General features: G+C 55.3%; 25 protein-coding genes. 16 read left to right on the plus strand and 9 right to left on the minus strand.

Annotated elements, in window-relative coordinates; genetic code table 11:
• Positions 1-21: 21 nt before the first annotated feature.
• Both H8K03_20780 and H8K03_20785 read right to left on the minus strand, forming a co-directional pair.
• The gene (locus H8K03_20780) at positions 22-816 is read right to left on the minus strand and encodes a class I SAM-dependent methyltransferase (protein UVT20176.1); all 795 of its coding nucleotides are present in this window, start codon (positions 814-816) and stop codon (positions 22-24) included.
• 106 nt (positions 817-922) lie between these two features.
• A complete protein-coding gene (locus tag H8K03_20785; GenBank protein ID UVT20177.1) occupies positions 923-2,566 on the minus strand; it encodes an alpha-D-glucose phosphate-specific phosphoglucomutase in 1,644 nt (547 codons plus the stop codon).
• A 231-nt stretch (positions 2,567-2,797) separates the two neighbouring features.
• Here H8K03_20785 and H8K03_20790 point away from each other — a divergent pair, with 231 nt between their 5' ends.
• The 5 genes from H8K03_20790 (at position 2,798) to H8K03_20810 (ending at position 9,824) form a co-directional block, all read left to right on the plus strand.
• The gene (locus H8K03_20790) at positions 2,798-6,157 is read left to right on the plus strand and encodes an AsmA-like C-terminal domain-containing protein (protein ID UVT20178.1); all 3,360 of its coding nucleotides are present in this window, start codon (positions 2,798-2,800) and stop codon (positions 6,155-6,157) included.
• A 122-nt stretch (positions 6,158-6,279) separates the two neighbouring features.
• Entirely contained in the window at positions 6,280-7,413 is a 1,134-nt protein-coding gene (locus H8K03_20795) for an aminopeptidase P family protein (protein ID UVT20179.1), read from the plus strand.
• Between the two features lie 68 nt (positions 7,414-7,481).
• The gene (locus H8K03_20800; GenBank protein UVT20180.1) at positions 7,482-7,919 is read left to right on the plus strand and encodes an archease; all 438 of its coding nucleotides are present in this window, start codon (positions 7,482-7,484) and stop codon (positions 7,917-7,919) included.
• Between the two features lie 94 nt (positions 7,920-8,013).
• Entirely contained in the window at positions 8,014-9,447 is a 1,434-nt protein-coding gene (locus H8K03_20805) for an RtcB family protein (protein UVT22560.1), read from the plus strand.
• 26 nt (positions 9,448-9,473) lie between these two features.
• Positions 9,474-9,824: a PilZ domain-containing protein gene (locus H8K03_20810; GenBank protein UVT20181.1), complete on the plus strand. Its 351-nt coding sequence runs from the start codon at positions 9,474-9,476 to the stop codon at positions 9,822-9,824.
• 92 nt (positions 9,825-9,916) lie between these two features.
• On the opposite strand, the gene sthA is transcribed toward H8K03_20810, so the two are convergent.
• Together sthA and H8K03_20820 are read right to left on the minus strand one after the other, a co-directional pair.
• Positions 9,917-11,332 (minus strand): Si-specific NAD(P)(+) transhydrogenase, encoded by a 1,416-nt coding sequence (gene sthA / locus H8K03_20815; GenBank protein ID UVT20182.1) that lies wholly within the window; start codon positions 11,330-11,332, stop codon positions 9,917-9,919.
• Positions 11,329-12,192 (minus strand): HDOD domain-containing protein, encoded by an 864-nt coding sequence (locus H8K03_20820; protein UVT20183.1) that lies wholly within the window; start codon positions 12,190-12,192, stop codon positions 11,329-11,331. Before H8K03_20820 ends, sthA begins: the two co-directional genes overlap by 4 nt.
• Positions 12,193-12,320: 128 nt before the next feature.
• Here H8K03_20820 and H8K03_20825 point away from each other — a divergent pair, with 128 nt between their 5' ends.
• Positions 12,321-12,755: a hypothetical protein gene (locus H8K03_20825; protein ID UVT20184.1), complete on the plus strand. Its 435-nt coding sequence runs from the start codon at positions 12,321-12,323 to the stop codon at positions 12,753-12,755.
• Positions 12,756-12,794: 39 nt separating this feature from the next.
• Complete coding sequence (locus H8K03_20830) at positions 12,795-13,115, plus strand: cupin domain-containing protein (GenBank protein ID UVT20185.1); 321 nt, start codon at positions 12,795-12,797, stop codon at positions 13,113-13,115.
• A 166-nt stretch (positions 13,116-13,281) separates the two neighbouring features.
• Here the strand turns inward: H8K03_20830 and H8K03_20835 are convergent, their stop codons facing one another.
• The 5 genes from H8K03_20835 to H8K03_20855 form a co-directional block, all read right to left on the minus strand.
• On the minus strand, positions 13,282-13,743 hold the full coding sequence (locus H8K03_20835) for a cytochrome c (protein UVT20186.1): 462 nt from the start codon (positions 13,741-13,743) through the stop codon (positions 13,282-13,284).
• Positions 13,744-13,922: 179 nt separating this feature from the next.
• The gene (locus H8K03_20840) at positions 13,923-15,788 is read right to left on the minus strand and encodes a transketolase (GenBank protein UVT20187.1); all 1,866 of its coding nucleotides are present in this window, start codon (positions 15,786-15,788) and stop codon (positions 13,923-13,925) included.
• A gap of 177 nt (positions 15,789-15,965) precedes the next feature.
• Positions 15,966-16,571, minus strand: a complete 606-nt coding sequence (locus H8K03_20845; protein ID UVT20188.1) for a fibronectin type III domain-containing protein — start codon at positions 16,569-16,571, stop codon at positions 15,966-15,968.
• Between the two features lie 278 nt (positions 16,572-16,849).
• Complete coding sequence (locus H8K03_20850) at positions 16,850-17,698, minus strand: sulfite exporter TauE/SafE family protein (protein UVT20189.1); 849 nt, start codon at positions 17,696-17,698, stop codon at positions 16,850-16,852.
• A gap of 6 nt (positions 17,699-17,704) precedes the next feature.
• A complete protein-coding gene (locus tag H8K03_20855; GenBank protein UVT20190.1) occupies positions 17,705-18,139 on the minus strand; it encodes an Rrf2 family transcriptional regulator in 435 nt (144 codons plus the stop codon).
• Positions 18,140-18,459: 320 nt separating this feature from the next.
• Here H8K03_20855 and radA point away from each other — a divergent pair, with 320 nt between their 5' ends.
• The 9 genes from radA (at position 18,460) to H8K03_20900 (ending at position 25,482) form a co-directional block, all read left to right on the plus strand.
• Positions 18,460-19,821, plus strand: a complete 1,362-nt coding sequence (radA, locus tag H8K03_20860; protein UVT20191.1) for a DNA repair protein RadA — start codon at positions 18,460-18,462, stop codon at positions 19,819-19,821.
• A gap of 106 nt (positions 19,822-19,927) precedes the next feature.
• A complete protein-coding gene (locus H8K03_20865; protein UVT20192.1) occupies positions 19,928-20,692 on the plus strand; it encodes a hypothetical protein in 765 nt (254 codons plus the stop codon).
• Between the two features lie 6 nt (positions 20,693-20,698).
• On the plus strand, positions 20,699-21,472 hold the full coding sequence (tsaB, locus tag H8K03_20870; protein UVT20193.1) for a tRNA (adenosine(37)-N6)-threonylcarbamoyltransferase complex dimerization subunit type 1 TsaB: 774 nt from the start codon (positions 20,699-20,701) through the stop codon (positions 21,470-21,472).
• A 14-nt stretch (positions 21,473-21,486) separates the two neighbouring features.
• Complete coding sequence (gene rimI / locus H8K03_20875; GenBank protein ID UVT20194.1) at positions 21,487-22,032, plus strand: ribosomal protein S18-alanine N-acetyltransferase; 546 nt, start codon at positions 21,487-21,489, stop codon at positions 22,030-22,032.
• Between the two features lie 29 nt (positions 22,033-22,061).
• Complete coding sequence (locus H8K03_20880; protein UVT20195.1) at positions 22,062-22,301, plus strand: YdcH family protein; 240 nt, start codon at positions 22,062-22,064, stop codon at positions 22,299-22,301.
• Between the two features lie 45 nt (positions 22,302-22,346).
• Complete coding sequence (gene tatC / locus H8K03_20885) at positions 22,347-23,123, plus strand: twin-arginine translocase subunit TatC (GenBank protein ID UVT20196.1); 777 nt, start codon at positions 22,347-22,349, stop codon at positions 23,121-23,123.
• Positions 23,120-24,217 carry a hypothetical protein gene (locus tag H8K03_20890; protein ID UVT20197.1) on the plus strand — a complete coding sequence of 366 codons (1,098 nt, stop codon included), beginning with the start codon at positions 23,120-23,122 and terminating at the stop codon, positions 24,215-24,217. The genes tatC and H8K03_20890 overlap by 4 nt, the downstream gene beginning before the upstream one ends.
• 80 nt (positions 24,218-24,297) lie before the next feature.
• Entirely contained in the window at positions 24,298-24,750 is a 453-nt protein-coding gene (locus H8K03_20895) for a peptidylprolyl isomerase (protein ID UVT22561.1), read from the plus strand.
• Positions 24,751-24,756: 6 nt separating this feature from the next.
• Positions 24,757-25,482, plus strand: a complete 726-nt coding sequence (locus H8K03_20900; GenBank protein ID UVT20198.1) for a hypothetical protein — start codon at positions 24,757-24,759, stop codon at positions 25,480-25,482.
• Positions 25,483-25,565: the final 83 nt, after the last annotated feature.

Consider the following 25,565-nt stretch of genomic DNA (forward strand, 5'->3'; position numbering starts at 1 on the left):
TATCCTAGTCTCTCCGGTTTCTTACGAAGTGCGTTTCCACCCCGAAAGCACACAGCGTTGCGCAATCAGCGGTGTGAATCGAGCAATGTCTTGTGAGATGTTGATCATAAACCGGTCGGCGAGGGACTGATCCTCAAAACACTCGTAGACGTCGTCAAGAAAACCACCGCGGAGCAGCGGGTGATAGAGAAATTCATGATTGGGACCCGTTGTGATTTCCAGCGGATACTCCATTGCCCCGTCGCGCTCCAGATCGAGTCCCTTGAGCCATCCTTGCCCATCTTTTGCGGAAGGCCGTTCGTTTAGGTAAGCCTGAAAACGCTCTCGCTCGTCTGTCAGGCCGTGCTGGATCATCACCTGGTCCACCCGCTGCCACAGTGAATCGAACGTCCCATGCGATGGAAAGGTCAGCACCAGCTGACCTCCCGGTTTGAGATGTTGCACCAGTCCCTGAACCGCTCTGAATCGGTTCGGGCGAAAGAACATGACCGAAAGATTCCCCGTGATGCGATCAAATGTCGGCAGATCGGCAGGCAGGAATCGCATGTCCATACACTCGAATCGAAGCCATGGCAATTGTGAACCTTGAATGGCTCGCGCGCGTGCGACTTGATCGGCACTCGCATCGATGGCCATCACTTCTCCTGTTGGGCCAACCTGCTCAGCCAGATAAAAGGCCGGAATGCCGTGACCGCAAGCAATATCGAGGATGTGTACTCCCCGACGAAGATCCAAATGGCGGAGGAGCGATTCCGCGAAAGGCGTGGACCAATAATCATGCTTCGGAAGAGCCCATCGAAGAGTCGGGGTGTTCATTTTAGAAAGAAGACGGAGATGGGCTCATCTTGGCGGACGTCGTCCTAGGTCTATTGGGAGAGAACATCTCCTACATCGAAGAACCGTGTATTCGGAACGCTACGCATTAACGGATTTTCAGCGCTTTCCCAATTAATACCCGTGCCTCTTCCTGAATCCGTTTCAAATGTTCTGTTCCCTTGAAGCTCTCTGCGTAAAGCTTGTACACATCCTCCGTGCCTGAGGGCCGGGCGGCGAACCAGCCGTTCGCCGTGACGACTTTCAGACCACCGATCGCGGCGTTATTGCCTGGAGCTTTGGTAAGCATGGTCACAATGCGGTCCCCTGCGAGTTCGGTTGCGTTCACTTGATCGGGTGAGAGTTTGGAGAGAATGGTCTTCTGCTCCGGTGTGGCCGGGGCGTCGATTCGTTCATAGACTGGCTCGCCCAGTTCTCCGGTAAGGTCTCGGTATAACTCGGACGGATCGCGACCCGACTTGGCCATCATCTCAGCAGCCAATAGATCCATGATAATGCCGTCCTTATCGGTGGACCAGGCTGTGCCGTCGCGCCGGAGGAACGACGCGCCGGCACTTTCCTCACCGCCGAAACCGAGTGAGCCATCGAGCAAACCATTCACAAACCACTTGAAGCCCACCGGTACCTCAACCAGTTTCCGCTGAAGTTTGGTCGCGACCCGATCGATCAAGCTGCTGCTGACCAATGTCTTGCCGATACCGGCATCAGGGTTCCAGTTGGGACGATTGGCAAAGAGATAGGCAATCGAAACGGCAAGGTAATGGTTGGGATTCATCAAGCCGGAACGAGTGACGATGCCGTGGCGATCGTTGTCCGCGTCATTTCCGAATGCCACATCGAAGCGATCTTTCAGGGCGATGAGATTGGCCATCGCATATGGAGATGAACAGTCCATGCGGATCTTGCCATCCCAGTCCAACGGCATGAACCGAAACGTCGGATCAACCACTGGATTGACGATCTCGATATTCAGTCCGTAGCGCTCTGCCAGCGGCTGCCAATAGGCCACACCGGAGCCACCTAGGGGATCGATGGCAAGCTTCAACCTGGCGGACTTGATGATATCAACATCAATCACGTTGATGAGATCCCCAAGATACGCGCCGAGGTAATCGTGTCGATGGGTTGTGGGTGCTTGCCGGGCCAGTCCGATCGACATGCGCTTCGTGCCCTGGAGTTTTTCGCTCAGCAAGGCATTCGCTCGGTCCTCGATCCACGTGGTGACTTGTGTGTCGGCGGGTCCTCCATGTGGGGGGTTGTACTTAATTCCGCCGTCTTCCGGTGGATTATGCGACGGAGTGATGACGATGCCGTCGGCTAACCCGGAAGTTCGGCCTCGGTTATAAGTGAGGATCGCATGTGAGATAACGGGCGTCGGTGTGAATCCGTCATTCTGATCGATCATGACCTCGACGCCATTTGCCGCGAGAACTTCGATCGCCGTGACCCAGGCAGGTTCCGACAGTGCGTGCGTATCTTTTCCCAAATAGAGCGGGCCGGTCGTGTGTTGTGCCATCCGATACTCGCAGACTGCTTGAGTGATCGTCGCGACATGGTCCTCATTAAAGCTGTGCTTGAAGGAGGAGCCCCGATGGCCTGACGTGCCGAATGAAACACGTTGCTCACGGGCAGATGTATCCGGCTTACCTGTCGAATACGCCGACAAGAGCCTACTCACGTCCACGAGCATTGACGCCGGTGCCCGCTGTCCTGCGAGAGGATGAGTTTCCATAGACAACGTGTAGTTCCAATACCCGTTCTCTGTCAACTCCGGAAAGTCAGATGAAGATGAGAAGGTGTGACTGCTTGTGCAATATCTTTGCGCCTTATCTATGCCGAAGGGATGTCGAGAACTCGAGAAAGAGCGGTGAGAAATCCCTTGTAGAACGCTGAGTTGATAGATTTAAACTGATCGATCCGGTAAGATGCCAAGAACGACGCTTACGTGCTCTGAGGGGGTGGTGTGTCCCGTCTTCGGCTTGCGCTTGTGATCATCCTTTCCCTCGTGGTGGTGGTCGGAGTCTTTCTTGCGTTCTCCAGAGAATTGACCGGCGAAGACTATCTCAAGGACTTTGTCCTCAAGCAACTCGAGGAGAGCCTGGGAAGGAAAATCGACGTTCATCGCGTTAAATTTGTCGTCTTTCCCCGCATTCGTGTGGAACTCTCCGATGTCACCGTTCATGACCCCCAATCGGATCAGGCGGTATTGACGGCTAAGCGGGTCAATCTTGTTCTCCGTCTCTGGCCGCTTCTCAAGAAGCAAGTTGTTGGGAAACGATTATTGATCGAAGAACCGACGCTTACGCTTCGGCGGAACGAACGTGGCCGCTGGAATGTTCTGGATGGATTGAACGGCCAGGCTGATACCGATGAACGAACGATGGAGCAGATGGCCAGGACATTCATGATTAGGGAAGCCAAGCTCGTGAATGGCACGATTACCGTCATCGATTCGGCCAGACCCGATGGAATTCGGTCCATCAAATTGGAACACGTCGAGTTCGGCCTGCTTGTCCGGGCCGACCGTGGGCTTGCGGAATTGCATGCCTCGGCGGCTCACCAAGGGGCGCAGGGATTATCGGCTGTTTCGCTCGATGGAGTCATCAAACAAGCAGAGCAACCAGTGTCCTTATCCGGGGAAGAAACGGGAGAATCGGGTTCAGGATTTCAGTTCGAAGGACATATCGATGCCGCTGATCTCAAGGTGCGTGACGCCGCCGACTTTCTTGGCCCTCGGCCGGTTCCTGAGCATCTTCAAGGTGCCTTGAATCTCCGGAGCACCGTTCGCGTGATGCCGGGAGTGGCCGGATATGACATGGTGTTATCGGAGATGACCGCTCATTTGAACGATATCACGATGACAGGAAATGCCAATCTCGCCGGCCTTCTGACTCCTCAACCCACGTTTTCGGTGACGTTCACCAGCACGCTCGTCGCTCTCCCTCAGCTGCTGAAAACGATTCCCCCGGCTTGGATCCACCCGCAACTTCCGGCCTTACTGGCCGATCGCCAGATTGACGGCAAGGTGCAGGTCATCAATGCGACATTGACCGGATCTGCGACGACGGGCCCTCAACTTTCGACGACCGGGGAGTTCCATGTTCGAGAAGGTCAAGGACTGATCGGCCGCGATCGTGTGGCGGTGAAAGATTTGGCGGCGGTCGTCATGGTAGAGGCTGGACGTGTTCGCATCGCGAAGGTGACCGGAATGTATGGAGCGATGCAAATCACTGATGGAAAAGCGGAGGTGTCGTTTCTTGACGCAGGTCCGTGGCTCGAACTGGAGATCACAGGAGAGACGGGGGCGTCGCATTTGCTGGAGTTTTTGGCCAAGACCGTATCGGCCGGGCGAGTCACGCAAATGCTTGCCGGCATTCGGGATGCGGAGGGTATGGCACAGTCGACCTTTCGTCTTGTGGGTCCTTTGAATCAGCCCGGTGGGATTACATTTGCCGGCGGGGAGATTATCGCTCGTCAGGTCAGTCTCTCTCATGTCGCGTTGCCTGAGCGTTTGACCGGGCTGCAGGGGCGATTCGTTCTAGCTGATGGGGCTACTCAGTTTGAGCAAGTCACCGGACATCTTGGAGGGACCGCCGTGCAGGTCCAAGGAATGATTGGCGGCGGAACGGCGAGTGTCTTTCAAGACTTTGCCATTCGCGCGCGCGGCGATGCCGCGCAGATGGTGCGCTTGTTCCGACCCGCTGTAACCGAACCGGGCGCTTTCGAAGGTATGCTCAGCTCAGCGGTTGTTCTATTAGGTTCGACGACGAGACCCCAGATTCGAGGAACAGTCGTGCTCGATGAGGCTAAAGTGACACTCGGCTCGATGGAGAAACCAATGGGAGCGCATGCCACGGTCGAGTTTGAAGGCATGATATCCCAAGGCACCGGTGTGACGTTGCATCGGGTAGAGCTGGTCTTGCCCACGGTGAGTATTCCGGCGAAGGGAACCCTGCATTTCGGCGATCGCTTCATGATTGATATGGCCGTGGCGACGAGCACGTTGTCGGTATCCAGTCTGCCGGAATGGGCATCCAAGAATTGGCTTGAGGCAGGCAATCTCGAGCTCTCGCTCGATATCAAAGGGAAAGACACAGATTGGAAGGCGTGGCGGATCACCGGATGGATGGGTTTGACGAATGGGTTGATGACGGCCAAGGGGATCGAAGGACATATTCAGGACCTCTATGCGCGCGTAAAGTTTGTGCGCAACGAGGTCGAACTCAAGCGGCTGTCGTTCAAAATTCAGGGTAGCGACATTGCCATAGAGGCCGCGATTCGAAACTGGCCGGCAAAGCCGTTCATCACCGGGAGGATCGAATCAAACCAGCTTGACTTGGGGTTGCTGATTCCGAAGGGTGAGCGGACTCCGATGCGTGAGTTCCTCGAAACTTTAGCGGCCACCAGTCATGTCACCATGTCGGCGGCTGTCGCGCGGGGGCACTACAGGCATATGAAGTTCGGCGCGATTTCGGCTCGCATCAATATTCAGGACGGCGTATTGGATATCGACCGGATTTCCGGCGAGTCGACCCACGGGCACGTGGCTGGACGGCTGGTGGTACAACTTCCACCCAAGGCGCCGGCGGATCTTGACCTCTCGTTCCGGGCCACCGGCGTGGAATTCGATGACCTCCTGAGACTGACGAAGACGCAGGCCCACAGTGTGTCAGGAGAAATCCGCTTCAGTGGTGTGCTTCGAGGCCACGGACGCAATCCACATGGGATCTACCCTTCGTTGAACGGAAAAGTCGAGCTATTGTTGGAAAACGGGCGCATCCTAAAATCAAATGAGCGGGCGGTATGGAAAATCATCAGTTTGCTGAACCTCCCCGCTGTGTTACAGGGGAAGGTCGATCTTGAAAAAGAGGGACTCCCGTATAACAGGATATCCGCGATCGTGACGATTCAAGACGGTATGTTTCAGACAGAAAATCTCATTATCGATAGCCCGATTCTGAAGATTACCGCCGCCGGAAATTACGACTTGCCGACGGATCAACTGGATCTCGCTGTGGCCGTGAGTCCGTTTGGGTCCTATTCACAATTTCTCAAGACGATTCCACTCTTTGGCCGAATCATTGCCGGGGACCGCAAGGGGTTAGCCACAGCAATGTTCACCGTGAAGGGCGCGTTAGAAGATCCTGAAGTGACCTATCTGCCGGTAAAGTCCTTTGCGACCGGCCTGTCGGGCTTAGCCCAACTGGCGGTCGATGTCTTAACAAATACGCTGACGCTTCCCATGGATCTAGTCACGCCCGATGAAGAAACTGGAGTGAGACCTAAGGATATGACCCTCTCACCAGCTCCTGTCGTGCCTTGACCGGCTCCAATTCTTGACCGACCCCTAAACGCATGCTAGCATCGATTGATTATGGATTCTGACATCTCAATGGTTTCACTCAACTCTACTATCCTCCTCGCTTATTCATGAAACGCACCACGATGTCTCAACTTGAAGCCGCCACACTATTCATTGCCGCCAGCGAACAGGACTCGAATTTGTTCTATGCGACGCGATTCATTGCTCCGGACCCGTTTATCTATTTGGAAGTCAAGGGTGAGCGATTGATGGTCATGAGTGACCTGGAAATGGATCGCGCCAGGGCGCAAGCGTCGGTCGATCGAGTGCTGTCCTACTCCGAGATCGAACAGAAGGCGAAGACCAAGGGTATCAAGGACCCGACGACGGTCGATATCGTGCACATCGTGTTAAAAGAGTTCAAAGTGCGCCGTCTGCTGGTGCCGGCCAATTTCCCATTCATCCATGCCACACGGTTGCAAGAGCTGGGATACAGCCTGAAACCGAAGCGCGATCCCTTCTACGAGCAACGAGTCGTGAAAAGTGCGGAAGAGGTTCGCCATATCGAACAGTCTCAACGAGCGACTGAAGATGCCGTGGCTTCAGCGCACGATATGTTGCGGCGGGCGACGATACGTGATGGAGCGCTTTGGGTTGATGAAGCCGTCTTGACTGCCGAACGGGTAAAGCAGTTGATCAACGTGAGACTCATGGAACAGAACTGCGTGGCCCAACATACGATCGTGGCGGGAGGGGAGCAAGCCTGTGATCCGCACAATGAAGGGAGCGGCCCCTTGCCGGCTCATCGCAGCATTATTTTTGACGTGTTCCCTCGATCTGCGACGAGCCGCTATTTTGCGGACATGTCGCGTACGGTCATACGCGGGATGGTGAGTCAGGATTTGAAGCGGTTGTATGGAATCGTGAAGGATGCCCAGGAAGAGGCCATCGACAAGATCAAGGACGGCGCCGACGGAATGAAAATCCATCACGGCATCTGCGCGCGTTTCGAGAAGGCCGGATACAAGACCGGCGTGGTGAACGGCCGCATGCAGGGGTACTTTCACGGGACCGGGCATGGGGTAGGGCTGGATATTCACGAAGCGCCTCGTATCAGCCGAACCGGGTCCCTCTTGCAAGAGGGCCATGTTGTCACCGTCGAACCAGGACTGTACTATCCGGGATTGGGAGCGGTCCGAATCGAGGACATGGTGCTAGTGACGAAGGACGGTTGTCGCAATCTCACCAACTTCCCCAAGATCTTTGAGCTTGAATAGCCTGCAATCAGGCATTCCGCTCTTCCCGCGGCGTATTCTGATCGGCTCAGCGCTTCGAGTACACTCGGATGTCCCACTCTTTTCATTTTCTAGACGATGTCGCCACAGCTGATCTGGCATTCGACGCCTCCGGCGATTCACTTCAGGAACTCTTCCAAGGAGCGACCTGCGCAATCATGGAGGCGCTAGCCGATCCTGACACGATTGGCTCCTCTTGGCGGCAAGCGATTGAGCGAACGGACGAAGATCCCGCCGCGCTGTTGTTTGATTGGCTCTCGGACCTGGTGTATTGGAAGGATGCGGCCGGGGTCGTATTCAGCAAGGCGGACCTCATCCTCACTCGCCAAGATGACGGCTGCTGGAAACTAAGGGGGCTGCTTTATGGAGAGTCGGTCAACGGCTCAACGCAAACGTTGAGGGCCGATGTGAAGGGAGTCACCAAGCATCTCTATCGACTTGCTCAGGAAAAAGGACAATGGACCGTCAGGATCGTGTTGGATGTATAAGATGCGTGAAGTGTATCTCGTTCTTCGTCGTTCGCGAACAACAGTGGGGCGAAAATGATGAACCGGGTCATCGATCATGAAACTGAATACTGACATGAGGGTTGTGCGGATCTCGGACGAAGTCTGGGAGATCCCTCCGACAGAAAAGGATGGGATGCTGGTTCCCGCGCGGATCTATGCCACGCCGGCCATCCTTCAGTCCATGGATTCCGGGGTGTTCGAGCAAGTGACGAATGTTGCCTGCCTTCCCGGCATCAGACGTTACGCGCTGTGCATGCCGGATGGCCATTGGGGCTATGGCTTTCCCATCGGTGGAGTCGCGGCATTTGATGTCGAGTCCGGAATCATCTCACCCGGCGGCGTCGGGTATGACGTCAATTGCGGAATGCGGCTCATTAGAACCGATCTCACCCGTGAGGAAGTACAGCCGCACCTCGAACGATTGATGACGGAATTGTTTCGGAGGGTACCGGCGGGCGTGGGCGCGAGTGGGTTCGTACGGTTAAACCGTTCCTCGTTCGAGGATGTCATAGCCAGGGGGGCCCGATGGTGTGTCGAGCAGGGGTTTGGCTGGCATCGGGATCTCGATGCGATTGAAGAGAGGGGATGTATAGCCGGCGCGAACCCATCGAAAATCAGCGATCGGGCGGTCAGTCGAGGAATCAATCAGCTGGGGACCTTGGGGTCGGGCAACCACTACCTTGAGGTACAGGTGGTTTCTAAGGATCGTGTGTTTGACGACGAGACCGCTGCGGCCTGGGGGATTACGGGACAGGATCAGATCGTCGTGATGGTTCATTGCGGCTCACGCGGGTTCGGTCACCAGGTGGCGAGTGACTATCTTAAAGGGTTCGAAAAAGCGATGCGGCGATACGGAATTTCCGTCAAGGACCAGCAACTAGCCTGCGCCCCCTTTTCATCAATCGAAGGGCAGGATTATTTCTCGGCCATGAATTGCGCGGCCAACATGGCGTTTGCCAACCGTCAGGTCATCACCCATCAGATCCGCGAAGCCTTCTCTGCGGTCTTCGGTCGAGCGGCTGAGGAGATGGGAATGGAGCTGGTCTATGACGTGGCACACAATATCGCCAAAGTCGAGCGGCACCAAGAAGGCGATGTGGTCGTGCATCGGAAAGGATCGACAAGGGCCTTGGGACCCGGCAGTCCCGATCTTCCTCCACGGTATCGCGCGACAGGACAACCGGTTATCTGCGGCGGTTCAATGGAGACCGGCTCATACCTGTTGGCGGGGACAGAAGGAGCGATGCGTGACACCTTTGCTTCGACCATGCACGGGTCGGGGCGTACGATGTCGCGCGCCCAAGCGAAGAAAGCTATTCGGGGGGAGGAAGTCCGAAGCCGAATGAAGCAGCGAGGCATCCTCGTGAAGGCCGTCTCCATGTCCGGCCTGGCCGAGGAGGCGGGCTTCGCCTATAAAAACATCTCCGAGGTGGTCCAAGCAGTCGATCGTGCGGGAATCACAAAACCAGTAGCGGAATTGCGTCCAATCGGCAATATAAAGGGCTAGCAACTCACGCGCCTATGGGTGCGCCCGTGGAACAACGAAAGGATGCCCGGTTTCCGGTTACGTTTCGGAGCTCATTCAGCTCAACGAACGTGGTGTCGGGTGAAGGCACTCTGAGCGATCTCTCTATTCGAGGTTGCCGTGTGTACACTCTTATCGAGGTGGAGCCTGGGACGGTTCTGCAGCTGCGGGTTCAAAGTTGTGAGGACGAACCTCCCATCCAGATTTCCAAAGCGGTGGTGCGATGGTTTCGAGCCGGCAGTTTCGGATGCGAGTTTGTGAAGTTGGACCCTGATGAATGGGCCAGGCTCCACCATGTAGTCCAAGACTTGGAAATGGAATCATTCAAGCGTAAGCCTCACGAAAGCGACCTCGAGTAATTTCTTCGAGCAACGCAGTGGCACCTCTGATTCCGGCCGATAGGGAGCTAGGCATTCGAGCATGAGAGTGATGGATTGGGACGCTAGAAGGCCTACGCGGCTTTAGCCGATCGACGTTTCGCCACCTGGCCTAGGATATCAAGCGCGGCGATCCGGTAGGCTTCGGCATAGGTCGGAAAGTTGAAGACGTTATCGATAAAGGATTCGATGGTTGCGGTGCTTTGAAGAGCCAATTGGCCCACGTGCACCAGTTCCGTGGCGGAATCCCCGACGATTTGAATGCCCAGGAGCCGCTCGCCGTCGGGATCAGCCACCATCTTGAGGAGACCATGGCCGGCACCGGATATCTGAGCGCGCGCGATTTCTTCGAACTTGGCCCGTCCGACCAGCGGATCCCTGTACCGTTCCCGTGCACTCTTCTCGTCAAGGCCGATACTGGCCATTTCCGGGATCGTATAGATGCCCAGTGGAATAGTGGAGGCGGCATCGCCGACCGGAAGGTTGAGGGCGTGGCGGACAGCCCGGCGGCCTTCCTCCATGGCTTTTGACGCCAGGGTGGGCGCGCCGACCATATCTCCGGCTGCGTAGATGTGAGGGACTTCCGTTTGGCAGAATTGGTTGACCGAAAGAGTACCCTTAGCTGTTGCCTGGAGGCCCGCCGCGCTCAGATTGAGATCCTCAACATTCGCCTGCCTCCCGAGTGCGACGAGCATCTTTTCGCTTTTCACCGTCATACCGCTGGCAAGCTTCGTGACGACGTGCGCTGCGCCATCCCAACGGACCTCGTGTACTTTCTGTCCTCCCAGGTAGTGCCCGCCCTGTCGCTCAAAAATTGTGATGAATTGCCGGACCAGTTCTTGGTCCATAAACTGGAGTGGCGCGGGCGCTTGATCAACCAACGTCACCTGCGTGCCCAGCAGAGAGAAAATCGAGGCGTACTCGCATCCGATGACGCCTCCACCGATGATTGTCAGCGAGCGCGGCAAGTAAATCATTGAAAGGAGTGAGTCGCTGTCGAGGATATGTTCGTGATCGACGGGAATCTCGGGTGGGTTTCTCGGGCGCGATCCGGTGGCAATCACGATGGTGTCGGCGGTAAACCGTTGACTGGCTCCATCAACAGTCTGCATTTCGATCACGCGGTCGTTGACGAAGCGCGCACGGCCGTGAAAAAGGAAGATGCCGTTGCGCCGCAGCTGTTGGCTCATGAACGTATCGTGCGCCTTCACAACGTCTTCCAGCCGGCTAAGAAGCGTGGCGATTTGCGTGTCGGGTCTGAGGTTGAATTCGAAGGCCGCGCTGGCTCGCTTGAGCACATCAAGATGAAGGGCGCTTTCTCTTAACGTCTTGCTGGGAATCGTCCCCCGGTAGACACAGCTGCCCCCAATGCCGCGTTCCCGTTCAATGAGCGCCACCCGCTTGTTGGCTTTGGCGCCCTGGATGGCTGCTTTCTGGCCGGCGGGGCCGGCTCCAATGACGATGATGTCGAAGACAGTCGGTGTATTCATAGGTTCATCGCATTCACGATGGCCAGCACCTTGTCCTTGCCCGCAATGAGCTGGTCAATGTCGTTAGGATATAGGTTCAACTCCGTGAACACCGGATGCTCGCGCAGGGTTTCATCGGGCATGTCATCGGGTGCGAGCAGATTGCTGGCCAGTCGATCGGCAACGCAGGTGAGCATGCAGTCCTGCTTAAAAGCCGTGGCGTGGTCGTAATCACTATAGTGTTGAATGGCCTCCATGACCGGTTTGGGGAGGTTCCATTTTTCGGCGATGAGGTGGCCGACACGCGTATGGTAACCATCGATCAGCATGTGAAGCCCTGAGCCGTCCAAGAGGATCTTCTGCTCACGGGCGAGCACCGTGACGGTGCGCAAGACGACGGGTTTTCCGATTCCATGCAAGAGACCGCACAGGTATGCGCTTTCTACATTCACCCGTCGTATTCGCGCGACTTCCTTCGCGAAGGCTCCGCTGGCCAACGAATGCCGCCACAAGCGCTTCACATCGTCTTCATGTCCCGGCACTTGGAATGCCCCCGTTTTTAGTGAAGCGGTAAAGGCGATTTCGGACAGCAAGTTGATGCCGAGCATGGCGACGGCATGCTGGAGGGAGACGACGGGGCTTCGCGGCATGTACGCGGGCGAATTGGCAATGCGGAGCACGTGCGCCGCGAGGGCCTGATCCTGATGGATGAGAGAAGACAATTTGGCCGCGTCTGCGGAAGGGTCCGACGTCAAGGCCATGACTTGGCTGGCGACTTGAGGCAGCAGCGGAAGCTCGACCTCTCCCTTTTCGACCTTTTGATTCAGAAGCTGTTCGAGCTTCTCAAAAGGAGCAGGTGCCGACTGGAGGTCAGGAGGCATGAAGGGACTCCTTAGTTGCAGACATGGCGCTCACGACTTTCTTTTTCGGTTGGTTACCGGTGAAAGTTTAGCGATCGTGACTTTGCGACGGTCGCAGCTTATACTTTTAGATGTCTTGAGGAGGGCTCATGAATTGTGGTCGAATCGCGGCGGGTGTCGTATTTGCAATGGTAGGGGTGGTTCCTGTGTCGAGTATGGCGGCTGAATCCCCGGCGAGTACCGAAAAGATCGCAAAAGAGGCCCAAGAAACGATCGAGGCCACCAAGCAATATACGGCTCAGCAAAAGGAGGCCTTCCAGCGGAAAGCACATGAGGAATTGGTGGTCATCCAGCGGGAAATCGTTGGGTTACGTGGCAAGATCACGCAGGCTTCGGAATCCACACGAGCTGAGCTTCAGAAAACGGTCAATGAGTTGGAGAAAAAGAAAGATGGAGTCAAGGAGAAGTTAGACGAATTAAGGAGCGCCACTGATACAAAATGGCATGAGGTACGGGAAGGAATGAACACCGCCCTGAACGAACTCAAACATGCATACCAAACACTGCAATCGCATATGCCATGACCACTGGTTCTAACTGGCCAGGACAAGGGAGCATCCATAATGGAGGTTGTCACACTTGCGGATTTCCAGCAATTCAACAGCCAAAAGATGAAGAAGAATAATGTCTTTCAAACGGACCGATTCTTCTGCGATATCTATTGCTTTGAGCCGGGCCAAGAGCAAAAGGGGCATGTGCATGGTCATCAAGACAAGGTGTACATTGTCCTAGAAGGGCAAGGAATATTTCAGGTCGGGGCCGATCAGCAAGTACTCGATGCGGGGCAGGGCACTATGGCACCGGCCGGACAAGAGCATGGTGTGAAAAATCATACAACCGGGCGGCTCAAGGTCTTGGTGTTCATGGCGCCTAATCCGGCCTGAAGATTCCGCCGAGCGTAGTGGACGCGAACAAGCAAAGAGGGGAAGAGAACCTGATGTTCTCTTCCCCCTTTGTTATAGTGCTCTCACCTAGTTGTAGAGACTCCTTCAAACGCTTCGAGATCTCCGGAGTCCCTGGACGATTCTTTAGACCTAAACAGCGCTCCAGTTAGGGTTTGTAACAGGAACGGTCGGCCGGCTTGCCCCCATGCGAGAACTGGTTTTCATATGCCATTACCTGCCAGATCTGCTCTTCCGATAGGAGGCCCTTATTGGCTTTCATCTTTGTCTTTGGGACTCCTTCGGCGACGCGCCAGAACCAGTACGCGTCTGAGAAGCGGCAGACGATTTTGGGATCACGAAGGTCCCGTGCACCCTTTTTCACCGGTGCGCCGTCCTTTCCGTGGCAACTGCTGCAGTTGACCTCGGTCTTGAACTCGCCCCTATAAATCTTTCCTCCCTCCTCGATGGCTTTTGCATCGGTCCATCCGCCAGCCGGCATTTTCTTGTCGGCATAATCGGGTGGAACCGGAGCCAATGGGGGGAGATCTTCGGCGGAGGCTATGCCTCCAGAAAGAATTAGGGCGAACCCCATAACCAGAACTGAGACGCTCACATTCCTTCTCGTCATTCGCACCTCCTACTCAATATTTGATGGATGATCTACCCGCTGGGTGTGCTTGAGTTCGTCGACGTTTCCAACGCATCATTGGAGGCGTACTATACCATATTTTTTCTGGGAAAAAATGAAAACATGACAATCAGGAAGGGGATTGACCGAATTGGTTGTCGCCCTCCACGCAAGACCAGTTATTTGATGATCTGCTTGACTGCCTCGACAATGGACCGCACTCCGATCCCATAATGATCCACGAGCTCTTCAGGCTTCCCACTATGCGGGATTTCACGGACGGCGAGTTTGTGGACCTTGATCCCCTCGGTTGCGACGGCACTGAGGACGGCATCGCCAAGGCCTCCGTGGGCGTAGTGATCTTCAACCGTGAGAATTCGGGACTGTGTAGCGCGGCCGCTATCCAATAAGGTGTGCCTATCGATGGGCGCGATACTGTAGAGATCGATGATACGAACCGCAATGCCGTTCGACTTCAGCTGGTCGTAGGCTTTCAACGCCTCAAACAACGTCACTCCTGCGGCCACAATGGTGAGGACATCCGATGCGCTCTGCCGGACGACTTTGCTGCCGCCGATATGGAAACGCTCTTCCGGGCCATAAATCACCGGGTTTTTCGGCCTTCCGGCACGCACGTAGACCATTCCTTTATGGTTGGCGGCGGCTTCGACCAAGTGATAGGTTGAGTTTCCGTCTGAGGGGTACAGCACCGTGACGTTTGGTTGCGCCGCCATCATCGCGATGTCTTCCAGTCCCATTTGTGACGGACCATCCTCTCCGATGCTCACACCGACATGCGTCCCGACGAGTTTGATGTTCGATCCGCTGATGGCGGCCATGCGGATAAAATCGTAGGCGCGGCTCAAGAAGCAGGCAAAGGTCGCAGCAAAAGGGATTTTACCGCAAGCTGCAAGACCGGCCGCAGCCCCGACCATGTTTTGTTCTGCGATAAAACTTTCGAAGAACCGATTGGAGAATTTCTTCCCGAATTTGTCGGTATACGTCGAATTCTTGACGTCGGCATCCAGGGCAACCACAGCTGGGTTGACAGACCCCAAGGCCTCGAGTGCTGCGCCGAAGGCTTCGCGCGTCGCGACGGAGTCGCCGAGTTTGTACGGCGGTGCCGGCATCGCACCGACCGGGGCCGGTGTGGCGGCGGGGGCGGATGGTTTTTGGATCTGAATAGAGGCGCCATTCGGGTGTAATTGCTTCGTCAGTTCGTCGAGAGCCCGCTGGGTCTCTTCCCCTTTTTTAAGCGGTTTGCCGTGCCAATCTGCTTTGTTCTCGATGAACGAAATGCCCTTGCCTTTGTACGTTCGTGCCAGTACCACAGTCGGCCGACCTTTCGTGCGGGCAGCCTCGTCGAAAGCCTGGAGGATTGCTGCGATATTATGGCCGTCGACGACGATCGCATGCCAGCCAAATCCCGCCCATCGGGAACGGTAGGCCTCCATGTCGTGTTGCAGCATGGTAGGATCGCTTTGCCCGAGCCGGTTCACGTCCACAATCGCGCACAAGTTATCCAAACTGTATTGGCGTGCGATCTCGGCTGCTTCCCATACCGATCCTTCGACCGATTCTCCATCACCCATCACCACGTAGGTTCGGTAATCGAGTTTGTCTACGAACTTCGCATTGAGGGCGATGCCGACGCCCACGGGAAGTCCCTGCCCCAGTGACCCGGTCGCCATATCCACAAACGGCAAACGCGGAGTGGGATGTCCTTCAAGATCGGACTTCAGGGTGCGCAGTTTAAGGAGATCGCTTGTCGGGAAAAGCCCGGCTTCCGCCCATGCCGCATAGAGCAGCGGAGCGGCATGTCCTTTCGACAAGACGAAGCGGTCGCTATTAGGCGCCTTAGGATTGCGTGGATCGTAACGCATGACGGAGAAAAACAATGTGGCAACGATGTCGGCGGCAGAGGCGCAACTTGACGGATGGCCGCTCCCTGCTTCGCTGGTAGCCCGCACACTGTCGATGCGAAGTTGGGTCGCTTTGTTGTGTAAGGCGGTCAGCAGTTCGGACGAGGCAAGTGAACCGGCCATGGGAGATCCTTTCGGAATAGTAGTCAAATAATGGCTTCTTGACTGTTTATTTTCGGAAGCCGCATGAAAGAACTTGAGGCTAACAAATCGTCGGGGGGGAGGTCAATGAAAGGATCAGCTCCCCTGAAGTGAACCAGGGGAGCTGCAAGAGAGTCATGACGCGGCGAACGTTCTCGCTCAGCTTTGAGCGGGGGGTGTGACTACGAGGACTTCAATTGAACAGGGGCTTTCCAAGTCGCCGGCTTCGCCGCTGTGCGCACTGATTGCAAAGAAATAGGGAGTATTTGGCTCCAATCCGCTAATGGTAGCTGGTGGAGCCGTGACCCCTTGGCTTCCCTCATAGGAACATGAGCCAGGCTCTCCAGATGATTCTCTTCCGTAATAGACATGATAACCGGCCACATTGGGATCAGTGGATGCGTCCCATGACAACCGTGCAGTGACCCCGGTTGGGGTCGGAGTCATTGAGATCGTCGGGTCTTCCTCTTCATCAGAAAGTTCAGGGTTTAATTCTGCGAGCTCATTTGGACGACTATCATGGTCTGACTCCGCCACCTTGTTCAGAGGATTCTTAGAGTCTGACCCTTCGACTCCACCAGGAGGTGTGTCTGTTCCAGAAGGAGCCTCTGTTGGTGTGGAGAGTGAAGAGATGGGTGGTGCTCCTCCGCCATCGTCACCACATCCGGCCAGTGGAAGGGCGATGACACTTAGCATCATGAGATGGGCCAACGGGATGGCAAACTTCCTATAGACCAGATTGATCGAAGTCACATGTGTCGTCATAAGAAACACTCCTTACAGGTGAATTGCGATGACTAGACCTTGTTTGTTCAAGTACGCAATGTAGAACGATCAGGGGGTTCAGCAAAACTTATACCCAAGTAATAAGAGAAGAGAATTACAATTATTCAACAAGTTAAGTATCTTGTCGAACCAGGGGTAGCTGCAGGTGTGAAGGATTCAACCTTCAAGTACCGCCAAGGGCAATAGCGGAAAAGCTGAAAGAGAATGGGTTTTGCGTTGGTTCCCACGGCCGTGCAAAGACCGAAGATGGGTAGCCATCAAGACGGAATTCGATGGGGGTCAGCGCGGTCTCTAAAAAACCTGAACAGCAAATAGCCGTTTATCAGAATCACGATCGACAGAATGCTGTAGGTAGTGACGGGTGAGGCAAGGTTTAATTCAGTCAAGACTCGAGAGAGGCCAAACCCAACGATCAATCCATCGAACGCCATGCAAATGCGACGGAATGTCTCGGGATCCATCAAGCGAATGAGATATGTTCCTAAAGGAATTCCGATCATGACACTGGGGATAATGTAAGGAATAATTTCCATACTGCCGGCGCTGTAGAAGCCGATAAATCCATAGGCGATGGCCGTGAGAGAGGATTCCGCGACGCGTATAACTCCCAATGCGGCCCGGAAGTCCTGCTTGGCGTAACCCTGATTATTGAAGAGAAGAGCAAGCGGGGGGCCGGAAATGGTCGTGACGGAATAGAGTGTGCCAATTCCCACCCCAAAGGGGACGGCAATGGCACGTTCAGCCTGAATGGGTTTCCGGATGCCGGCGGCCTGAAGCAGAATCAAGGGTAACAGAAAGAAATAGGTGACGAACTTGATCCATGCCGGCTGAACCAGAAAGAGAATGTAGCTGCCGATGCCGATTCCGATGACTAAGCCGATGAGAATGGGAGTCACCCGTCGCCAGATGTTCGGAACGCTTTTTCGATTCATGAACAGCACATAGCTATTGAGGACAAGTTCAATGAGCACAAGGGCCGGATTCAAAATGCGATTGGTGTAAAACAATAAGGCGACAGGAACGGTGATGGAAGAAAAGCCGTACCCCAGCGCGCCATTTACGGTGGCGGCCACAAACGTAATCAGGACAAGAACAACTGTATCCATCAAGGGTCAGTCCTTGTAGCGGCCGGATGCAAAGTCGGCAAGTGTATAGTGATCCAAAATTCCGGCGATCGCGTCACGGACTGTACCCATCACCTGCTGTACCGGGCAGCGCGCCATATTGGCATAAGGACAATCACCGCATTTTTGATACGCCGTCTTACTGACACAGCCGATTGGAGCGAGGGGACCATCGAGTATGCGGATCACTTGGCCCAGCGTGACATCCTTCGGCGGCTTGATAAGGGTGTATCCTCCCTTTACCCCACGTCGACTGGAGACAAGCCCGGCTCGTTTGAGCATCAGGAGAATCTGCTCCAAAAATTCGATGGGGATATGCTGTCGAGCCGCAATGTCATGCCGCTGCAGCGTGGCGTGACCATGTGCCAGCGTCAGTTCAAGTAAGGCTCGAAGACCGTACTCGCTTTTTTTCGAGAGTTTCATAAAATATGACTTTGTTAATCAACAAGTGGGAAAATAGGGTACATCTTGGTAGTCCGTCAAGATGAAAATTCTGAGGGGCGATGTCGCTGAAGCGCTACTGTGGTGATAGTGTGGCGTTCGTCGAAGGGTGCGTATGCTTCTGCGCACGGAAGATGGCCGAGATGAGATCTGGATTGTGAAAAGCTATATAATTCTTCTTCAAAACTTCACAGCGCTCCAGTCGGTTCTCCTGCTTCGGGGCTCGGACATTCCCGGCTTTTCTTCCCTCCTTGCATCCATTAAGATAGCCATATGAGACTGTTTCTCCGTGAGGGTAATTTTTGAAACCCAAGATCGTTTTTTCGTGCCAGTCCTGTGGACACCAAGCGCCACGGTGGCTTGGCCGTTGTCCAGACTGCGGCGGCTGGAACACGATGAAGGAGGAGCGGCAGGCGGCGACCGGCAAGGGCCGTCCCGCTGCGATGAAAACAGTTCAGGCTGAAGCGACGCCCATTTCCGACATCGAGGTAGTAGGAGAGGATCGTCGGCTCACGCACATCGGGGAATTTGACAGGGTTCTGGGGGGTGGCGTGATTCCCGGCTCGGTGATCTTGATCGGAGGAGATCCCGGGATCGGCAAGACGACGCTTTTGTTGCAAGTCCTGCCGAAGTTGGCGGCGAAGGACACACCTGTTCTGTATGTCTCCGGCGAAGAATCTCCTCGACAAATCAAGATGCGCGGGCAGCGTCTGGGTATCGAACACCCGCATTTGCTCATTTTGGCCGAAACTTCCCTTGAACAGATCCTGAGAGCGGTGCAGGACGTTGAGCCGGCTGCCGTGGTGGTCGATTCGATTCAAACTGTCTACACGGAACAGCTGACCTCCGCTCCCGGCAGCATTAGCCAGGTGCAGGAGGTGGCCGGTCAGCTCATGTGGTTTGCCAAGCGGGCCGGAGTTCCTGTCTTCATCATTGGGCATGTCACCAAGGAAGGGGCAATCGCCGGGCCTCGGTTGCTGGAACATATCGTCGATACGGTCTTGTATTTTGAAGGCGACAAGGGACATAGCTACCGAATCCTCCGAGCCGTAAAAAATCGTTTTGGATCGACGAACGAGATCGGTGTCTTTGAAATGAAGGATGCGGGGCTCGAAGAAGTGAACAACCCTTCAGAACTGTTCTTGGCGGAGCGCCCTCACAGGAGTACTGGGTCGGTAGTCGTGTCCAGTCTCGAAGGTACCAGACCAATCCTGGTGGAACTCCAAGCGTTGGTCTCTTCGACCAGCTATGCGATGCCCAAACGGATGGCGAACGGGGTGGAATTGAATCGAGTTTCGCTCTTGCTCGCCGTGATGGAGAAGCGGTTGGGCGTACACCTCTCCGGACAAGATGTCTATGTGAACGTCGTCGGAGGGATGCATATTGACGAGCCGGCGATCGACCTAGGAATTGTGGCGGCCGTCACATCAAGCTTGCGGGAGGTGTCTGTCGAGCCTGGGATGTTGGTGTTAGGGGAAGTTGGGTTAGGCGGAGAGGTGCGTGCCGTCAGCCAAGCCGAAGCGCGCATCCGCGAAGCGGCCAAGATGGGATTTAAACGCTGTATTTTGCCTCAGCGGAATCTGACCAAGCTGGAGCCTATCGAGGGGATGGATTTGATCGGCATTCAAGAAGTGCGAGAGGCGCTCGATGCGGTATTGGCGTAAGAACCAGGGCTGTGCTGATCATTCAACAAGCACCATCGCTATGCGCCAAGCCTTTCTGTCGGTTGTTGTGCCGTTCGCGGTTATATTGTTGACTGGCTGTGCTCTCATGGCTCCAAAGGAGGAGCTGCCGCTTAAACAGGTGACGGCGGAAGAATTAACGGCTTTGTTGCGTCAGCGAAATGCGGCGGTTCATTCTCTGAAAGGACTGTTCAGTGCCAAAGTGCGAGGGGGACTCATTCCCATCGTGTCGCGGGTCGAGGGTGCGGTCTATTATCGTCGGCCGAACGCCCTCCGGCTCAGAGGCTTTACGCCAATCGGGAACGAACTGTTTGAGTTTGTTCAAGCCGATGAATGGTATAAGCTCCGTCTGCCCATTGAAGGGAAAGTCTATACCGGTCGCCAATCCGACATGAGAGATCTCGGGAAGCTGGCTCGCTTTTCTCAGTTGAGTGCCTGGGCCGTCGGCGGCGTGTTGGGAACGAGTTCGATCGCCAAGGATGAGACGGTTAAGTTAGCGGAAGATAAAAACCGATATCGTCTTGACGTCTATGCGCCGGTAAGCGGGGGAGCTGGCGCATCGCGTCCACCGATCCGCCGCCTGTGGTTCGACCGTCGATTGTTGGTGGTACAGGAAGATCGGCTGGGTTCCAATGGAGAGGTGGAAGCGACGATTCAGTACGACGATTTTAGGTCGCTGAACGAGGTGGGGCCTGTTTCAGCAGAAGCAGCCGGCGATCAGGATGCCCGGACGCTCCGTCCGTTCAAAATTTCTCTTGAGGACGGCCGGGGGCAAGGCACCGTACAGGTCATTTTCCATGAGATGCATCAGAATCAAGCGATCAAAGCGGAAGACCTGGGACAGATTTCATAATCAGCGATGAACATTCTCGCGGTTGAAACGGCCACGGCCTGGCAGAGTGTGGCGATCGTCAAAGACGACTTCGTCCTGGCACAGCATGAGCAAGAAGCCGGCGGCGCCCATGGATCTCTGCTTTTGCCCGCGATCCATCGACTCCTCGCTCAATCCGAATTACAACTCCGTGACATCGGCGGCCTCGCGTGTTCGATCGGGCCTGGCTCGTTTACGGGTATCCGTGTAGGTCTTGCGACGTGCCTAGGACTGCGGGCTGCAAGTGGATGTCCATTGGCATTGGTCCCAACCTTGGAAGCAATGGCGTGGAATGCAGGAACGGCTATGACTCCGGTGTGTCCGGTGTTGATCAGTCGTCGAGGAGAGGTGTACTGGGCGATTTTTCGCTGGACGCAGGATGGGCGATTGAATCGCGTGTTGGGTGAACAAGTCGGGAGTCCAAGGGCCTTGGCACAGAGCCTCACCGAGCGCACACTGCTATTCGGAGCCGGATGGTCCTCGATGGAGCCCGAGATTCGAGCGGCATTGCCCGCGTCTGTGACCGTGACGGTAGGATCTGTAGACGTCTTTAAACCTTCGGCCGTGCCAGTGGCGTTGCTCGGAATAGAACGGCTTCGACGAGGCGAGATCGCGGATGACGTGGTTGCACCGCTCTATGTTCAGCGAGTCGAAGCGGAAATACAGTATGAGCGGTCGGGGGGAGTGTCACCGGTCGTACGACGGCAGAAGCGCATCGAGAAGAAAGTTGCTGAACGATTGGCCAGAGGCCCTCGGCGGTAGAACACATTTGAAGTATGAATAACGGGGCTCTTACTGAGTTTGAGATCCTCCCGGCGACGCCGGATATGTTGCCGGACATCCTCTCGTTGGAAGAGGCTTGCTTCTCGTCCCCCTGGACGCGCAAAATGCTGGAAGCAGAATTGATCGGAAACCAGTTCGCACATTTTTTCGTTGCGGTGCATGGCGGAGGAGCGGAGGCGCTGGCCAGAGTCAGCATCATCGGGTACCATTGTTTCTGGATCGTGTTTGAAGAGCTTCGACTGATGAATTTAGCCGTTAGAGCAACCATGCGGAGGCAAGGGGTCGGGCGTGCTCTTGCGGCTGAAGCTATCCGTCTGGGTCTGGAGCAAGGGGCCACTCGGGCAGTTCTCGAAGTCAGAGCTTCGAATGAACCGGCGCGCGCGCTCTATGCTCGTATGGGGTTCGCGCAGATCAGCACACGCCCTCAGTACTATACCAATCCCATTGAAGACGCAGTACTCATGGAAATGAGCCCGCTTGTGATGCACGGTGGCCAACGCCGAAACCGTGTGTCAGCCGGTGGAGGTGAATCAGTCTAAACAGACTCAACCTAACCAGGAGGTGTCGCATGTTGACGGAAGACGCGATTGTCGAACAGCTTCGCCACTCCAACACCGAATTCCGGGAACTGGAAGAGTCCCACCATCGCCTGGATCTTGAACTGAATGAGCTGCAGAGACGCCATGTCCTGACGCCGACCGAAGAGGTCGAGAAAAAACGGATGCAAAAAGAAAAACTGGCGAAGAAAGACAAACTCGCCGAGCTTATTCGCCACTATCGCGAACAAGGGCTGCAGCCCACCCAATGAGAGGCCGGCCGCCTGCCGGCCATCCGCGTAGCTGAATCTGTCGTTATGGAACAGGTTGTCAATCCGCTTGTCGTCCATATCGCAACCGTCAAGCGACGATTGGTCATCATCGGCGCAACCCTTTTGGGTTCGTTGATTGTGACGTTCTCTTTTTCAGCCGAGATGATCGCTTGGCTGAATAAACCGTTCCCGAACCAGCTCGCGTTTTATGGACCCACGGAGGCGCTGTTCGCCTCGATCAAGGTCTCGTTGCTCGCGGCCGTCATTCTCAGCCTCCCCGTCATCTTCTATCAGTGCTGGAAGTTCGTCGAGCCGGCGTTGTTGCCGAAAGAACAACGTTGGGCGATTCCCCTGTTTTGTGTGGCCGGAGGTCTTTTCGCACTGGGTCTGGTATTTTGCAATTTAGTCATTCTGCCGCTGGTGATCGATCTGTTCGTGAATTTCGGCCTCGACCGAGATATCACGCCCCAGCTGAGTGTCGGGACGTATATTGATTTCAATGTGAAATTCCTGCTCATCTTCGGCTGCGCGTTCGAATTGCCATTGGTAATGACTCTGGCGGCAATGATCGGAATGGCATCGGCGCATACGTTTGTGCGGTATCGGAAACATGCCATCTTGTTGTGTCTCATCGTCTCCGCCATCGTCACCCCTGACGCGACGCTCTTTACCATGCTCCTGATGGCGGTTCCGTTGATGGTGCTGTATGAGATTGGAATACTCGGCGCCCGCTTGTTCGGCCGGAGCCAGGACCAAAGTGGAGTCGATTTGCCGCTTGATCCGGATTTGCCCATCAATACTGCCGGAACGAGGGTTCGATGACACCTCAGACCGTGAAGGCCAAGCGGATACGAGTCGTCATGTCTGCGATACTGATGTGGGGTAGTGTTCTCGGCTTGGCCTCGGCGGAGAGCGTCGGGTCTTCCGATCTCTCGCCGATATCGTCGTCGCCGATGACCTCGGAACCGTTGGTGACGTCGGGGCCGTTCGAACAATCCGCGGCCAGCGTGCAGGCCCTCGTGATGGCCGGAAACGGGACGATCTATGCCGGATCATTCGGACATGGGATTTTTCGTACCATGGACCGAGGTGCCACCTGGATGCCGGTCGGAGGGGGTGTCAGTGATCCGTTTATTTTAAGTGTGGCCACAGCGAAAGACGGTGCAGTCTATGCCGGCACATTTCGTGGCGGGGTGTTCCGCTCGCGTGATGAAGGGAACACGTGGCAGCCGATCAACGGAGGCCTCAAGCGGCTTGAAGTCAAAGCCCTGATGGCGGTCGATCATGAACTGTATGCAGGCACAGGCGATGGTGTGTATCGGCTGAATGACGCTGAAAATTCCTGGGCGCCCGTTACGGCGGGGCTGGATGATATTTTGGTTCATGCACTGGCTCGCTCGACCGACGGAACGTTGTTTGCCGGGACTTCCGGGAAAGGCGTCTTTCGGTTCAGCCCTCGTTCATCTGGGTGGGTGCGGTTGCGACATGGGTTGAAGGATCATGAAGGGATGATCGAAAACTTCATTCGCGTATTGGTCATCGATCAAGACCAGAGTATTTTTGCAGGCACCTTCGATGGCGGAGTTTTTCGTAGCGCCGACGGTGGGCTAACCTGGCGACCGATCAGCCGGGCGCTGCCCAACGACTCTATCCGGGGTATCGTCTTCAGCGACCAGGGATTGGTCGTGGCGACCGGAAACGGGATTTTTAGAACGGTGGACAAGGGCAAGCAATGGATTCCTGTGAATAAAGGGCTGACTAACCTCGCCGTTCAGGTGTTGATCGGGACCGGAGATAAAGGCCTCTATGCGGGGACGAGCGCGGGAGTGTTTCGAAGCGATGACGGTCACACCTGGGTGGCTGTCAATCAAGGATTGGAAGCAGGGATGGCGCCGCCGCCCTTTCTCTTTCGATGATCACTGAAAGGATGCACGCAATGTCGGATATCAACGAGAAGACACGAGCAACAATAGCCGTGACGAGTAAGGGGCAACCGATGGGAGAAATCATTCTCAGATTTTTCCCGGACGTGGCGCCCGGTCATGTCAGCAACTTTATCAAGCTCTCCAAAGAGGGGTTCTACAATGGGACGACGTTTCACCGCGTCATTCCCGGTTTCATGATCCAAGGAGGAGATCCGAATAGCAAAGGGTCCGACCGGTCGTCACATGGAATGGGTGGACCAGGGTATAAGGTGAAGGCTGAATTCAATAGTAAGCCTCATAAGCGGGGCATTGTCTCAATGGCTCGGGCGAATGATCCGGATAGTGCCGGTTCTCAGTTCTTTATCTGCGTCGCGGACGCCAATTTCCTTGATTGGCAATATACAGTGTTCGGGGAAGTTGTCAGCGGCATGGATGTGGTCGACAAGATCGTCACTATGAAACGCGATGGGCGAGACAATCCGTTGGAGCGCGCAGAGATGACCGTGATCGTGAGCGAAGGGTAGTGTGTCATGCAGGTTGAATCGGCATGGCGGTCCACCGCAGTAATTATGACCTTAGTTCTCGTCCTCCTCGGTTGCGCCACTCCTCATGTGCCGGCACGGATCGTCTATGAAGATCCGGTCAATTACGTCCGATTGGAGGAAGATGCGGATGTGCTCGCTGAATGGCCGCCGGGTCACCATACCCATCCATTCGTGATGGAGCCGGAAAAAATACGCACGATTTTGTCGGGCATGAAGGTGCGGGAACATCGGGTTGCGCTGCAACGCTGGATACAAGGTGAATCCCCGTTAGTTCCGGCCTTCACCGATGAGGAACTGGCGCTCCTGTCTATGCGGATATCGGAGGCACTGGCGGAAGCGAAATACAACGAACGCGTCACCTTCTACTTGAGCCAACCACAAACCTTCGCGAGGAGAATTATTACGACAGGCGGGCTGTATGTTCACGGAACTGAGATGCATATTCTGCTGGGAAACTGGCGGATCATTTACGGTATTCCGGCCTATGGGATGATCTACGATCGGCGTTATCCGATGCGACCAACCGCAGCAAAAGGCTTCGACCTGATCTTTCAGCCTGCTGAAGCCGTTATTCCTGTGAGGAGCAGTCTGCTCGACGGGGTTTTGGCCAACGCCAAAGACGAACTTATCATCGATTTAACTAAACTTGAGCATGCTGAGCCGGCGGTTTCTTTCAAACTGTCTTGCGTGCATGGTGAGGCCGTCTGCTAACAGCAGCGTGGCTGACTACCGGCTCATCCCATCAGCCGAAGCCGCAGGGTCAGGAAGGATGGAGAGCGTGGACGGACGGCTCT

The sequence above is a fragment of the Nitrospira sp. genome (assembly GCA_024760545.1).
Taxonomy (GTDB): Bacteria; Nitrospirota; Nitrospiria; order Nitrospirales; family Nitrospiraceae; genus Nitrospira_D.